The following is a 2,937-nucleotide window of genomic DNA, read 5'->3' as shown; positions in this document are numbered from 1 at the left end:
GCCGGCCAGGGCGCGACGGGTCCAGCCCGGGCGCGGCAGCACGGCGATCGGCGTGCGGGCGGCCAGCCGGTCCCATCCCGCCCAGCGCGGCAGCTGCACCAGGTTGTCGGCGCCGATGACGAAGACGAAGCGGGCGCGCGGGAAGCGCCGGCGCAGGGCGGCCAGCGTGTCCAGCGTGTAGCGGGTGCCCAGGCTGCGCTCGATGTCGGTGGCGACGATCCGCCGCCCATCCGCCACGGCGCGCGCCGAGGCCAGGCGCTGCGCCAGCGGCGCCATGCCGGCGCGGGGCTTCAGCGGGTTGCCGGGCGAGACCATCAGCCAGACCTCGTCCAGCCGCAGGGCGCGTCGCACCGCCTCCGCCACATGGCGGTGGCCGGCATGGGCAGGGTTGAAGCTGCCGCCGAGCAGGCCGATGCGGCGCCGCCTTCGGTCGCCGCGGGGGTTCGGCCTCATCGCAGCTGCACGCCCACCTGCAGCGGCCGCGGACCGAGCCCGGCGAAGGTGGCGGTGAAGTCGCCCGGCACCGCCGGCACCAGCGGCACCAGCCCGGCGATCGCAACATGGTCCTGCGCGTTCAGCCGGCGGCCCTGCTCCTTCAGCTCGCGCACCAGCCAGGCGAGCGCGGCCAGCGGGTGGCCCACGCCGGCCGCGCCGGTGCCGGCACTGCTGCCCTGGGCCAGCGGGCCGGTGCCGTCCGAGAGCGCGATGGCGACCTGCTCCAGCGCCTGCGCGAAGGCCGGCGTCGCCTCGGCCGCCACCGGTTCGCCCAGCACGCCGAGCCGCGTGCCGAGGTTGACCGAGAGGCGCAGCGCCGGCGACCAGGGCGCGCCCGGGCCATAGGCCAGGTCCGCCAGCTCCAGGAAGGGGATCACCACCTCGATATGGCGCAGCAGGGCCACGGGGTCCTCGCCGGCCTCGTTCACCCCCTCGTCGCGGATCCGCAGCAGCAGGCCGGGGGCGAGCATCGGGGTGGCGCCGTAGCGGGCCGGCAGGATCGGGGCGCCGCCGGGCGGGAAGCTCAGCCCCGGCCGCTCGCGCAGCGTGCCGTGGAACAGCGCGCCGGAGAGCCGCGCGCCCTCGCCGCCCGGCGCCACCTTCCAGCCGACCTGGTCGCCCCAGGGCTGCGCCAGCACCGCCACCAGCCGGTCGCGGGCACAGAGCGCGTCGGCCATGGTCAGGTCGCCGCGGGGCGCCGGGGGGGTGCGCCGGTCCAGGATCGCCGCGGCCAGCTGCGCCACCTCCGCCACCGAGGGGCAGGCGGCGCGGGCCGGGGCGGGCGCGAGCGCCAGCGTCAGGAAAAGGGCAACCCAGGTCCGGCGCATGGATCCTTCCCTCCGGTCGTCGCCGATCCTAGCGCAACTCGCCGCCGGCCCTCATCACGCCAGCCGGCAGCGTTCACGCAGGGGGGGCGTAGCCGTCCGCCAGCACCACCCGGCTGCGCGTGCTGGCGAGGCGCAACTGCAGCAGCGGCGCATACTCCGGGCTGTCGTAGAAGCGGCGCGCCGCCTCGACGGAGGGGAATTCCAGGACCACGAGTCGATGCAGCCCGAAATCACCCTCCAGCGGCTGGAGCTCGCCGCCGCGCACCAGGTAGCGCCCGCCGAACTTCGCGATCACCGGCGGGACGTCCGCGCGGTAGCGCTCGAAGGCGTCGGGATCGGTGACCTCGATGTCGACGACGAAGTAGGCGGGCATGACGCTCCCTCCCGTTTCCGGCCCGGCGCTAGGGCCGGATCTGCCCGGTGCCGATGACCTGGTAGCGGTAGGTGCAGAGCTGCTCGAGCCCGACCGGGCCGCGCGCATGCAGCCGGCCGGTGGCGATGCCGATCTCGGCGCCGAAGCCGAACTCGCCCCCGTCGCAGAACTGCGTCGAGGCGTTCCACATGCCGACGGCGGAGCCGAGCCGGTCCAGGAAGCGCCGCGCCGCGGCCTCGTCCTGCGTGACGATCGCCTCGGTGTGCTCGCTGCCATGGCGGCGGATGTGATCGAGCGCGTCGTCCACGCCGTCCACCACCTTCACGCTGAGGACGGCGTCGAGCCATTCGGTCCGGAAATCCTCGTCCGTCGCGGCATCGAGCGTCGGCACGATGGCGCGCGCGCCGTCATCGGCCTTGAACCGGCACCCGAGCGCCGCGAGGTCGGCGACGAGCAGCGGCAGCAGCGTCGGCGCGACGGCGGCGTCGATCAGCAGCGTCTCGGTCGCGCCGCAGATGCCGGTGCGGCGCATCTTCGCGTTGGCCACCAGCTTCCGCGCCATCTCGTGGTCGGCGGCCTCGTGCACGTAGGTGTGGCAGAGGCCCTCGGCATGGGCGAGCACGGGCACGCGCGCCTCCTCCATGACCCGCGTCACCAGCCCCTTGCCGCCGCGCGGCACGATGAGGTCGATCAGGCCCGCGGCGCGCAGCATGGCCGCGACGAAGCCGCGGTCGGCGGTGGGCGCGACGCTCACCGCGGCCTCCGGCAGGCCGGCGCTGCGCAGGCCGTCCAGGATGCAGGCATGGATCGCCAGCGCGCTGCGCAGGCTCTCGCTGCCGCCGCGCAGGATCACCGCGCTGCCCGCCTTGAGGCATAGGGCGGCGGCATCGGCGGTCACGTTCGGCCGGCTTTCGTAGATCATGCCGACCACGCCGATCGGCTGCGCGACGCGGCGGATCACCAGGCCGTTCGGGCGCGTCCATTCGCTCAGCACGCGGCCGACCGGGTCGGGCAGGGCGGCGACCTCCTCCAGGCCCTTCGCCATAGCCTCGATGCGGGCGGGCGTGAGCGTCAGGCGGTCGCGGTACGCGGCGGTCAGGCCGCTGGCGGCGGCGAGGTCCTCGGCATTCGCCGCCAGCAGCGCATCGGTGCGAGCGCGCAGCGCGGTGGCGGCGGCGGTCAGCGCGGCGTCCTTCTGCGGTCGCGGCGCGGTCGCCAGCGCATGCGCGGCCTCCCGCGCGT

The 2,937-nt window shown here is 75.6% G+C and carries 4 protein-coding genes; all 4 read right to left on the bottom strand.

Going from position 1 to position 2,937, the window contains the following annotated elements; genetic code table 11:
- Positions 1-453: nicotinate-nucleotide adenylyltransferase (locus OZN99_RS28860; protein WP_270938667.1), on the bottom strand; the 453-nt coding region annotated here is incomplete at its 3' end.
- Complete coding sequence (locus tag OZN99_RS28855) at positions 450-1,322, bottom strand: hypothetical protein (RefSeq protein WP_270938666.1); 873 nt, start codon at positions 1,320-1,322, stop codon at positions 450-452. The genes OZN99_RS28855 and OZN99_RS28860, both read right to left, overlap by 4 nt.
- Positions 1,323-1,395: 73 nt before the next feature.
- On the bottom strand, positions 1,396-1,695 hold the full coding sequence (locus OZN99_RS28850; RefSeq protein WP_270938665.1) for a DUF1330 domain-containing protein: 300 nt from the start codon (positions 1,693-1,695) through the stop codon (positions 1,396-1,398).
- Between the two features lie 28 nt (positions 1,696-1,723).
- Positions 1,724-2,937 (bottom strand): glutamate-5-semialdehyde dehydrogenase (locus OZN99_RS28845; protein ID WP_270938664.1); only part of this gene is annotated, 1,214 nt, incomplete at its 5' end.

Origin of the sequence: Falsiroseomonas oryzae (genome assembly GCF_027856955.1) — a bacterium.
Classification (GTDB): Bacteria; Pseudomonadota; Alphaproteobacteria; order Acetobacterales; family Acetobacteraceae; genus Falsiroseomonas; species Falsiroseomonas oryzae.
This window is presented reverse-complemented; position numbering and strand designations above follow the sequence as displayed.

Bases quoted from the DNA above. Each gene is read 5' to 3' on its own strand.
- OZN99_RS28850 (WP_270938665.1), bottom strand. From the start codon at position 1,695: ATGCCCGCCTACTTCGTCGTCGACATCGAGGTCACCGATCCCGACGCC.
- OZN99_RS28855 (WP_270938666.1), bottom strand. From the start codon at position 1,322: ATGCGCCGGACCTGGGTTGCCCTTTTCCTGACGCTGGCGCTCGCGCCC.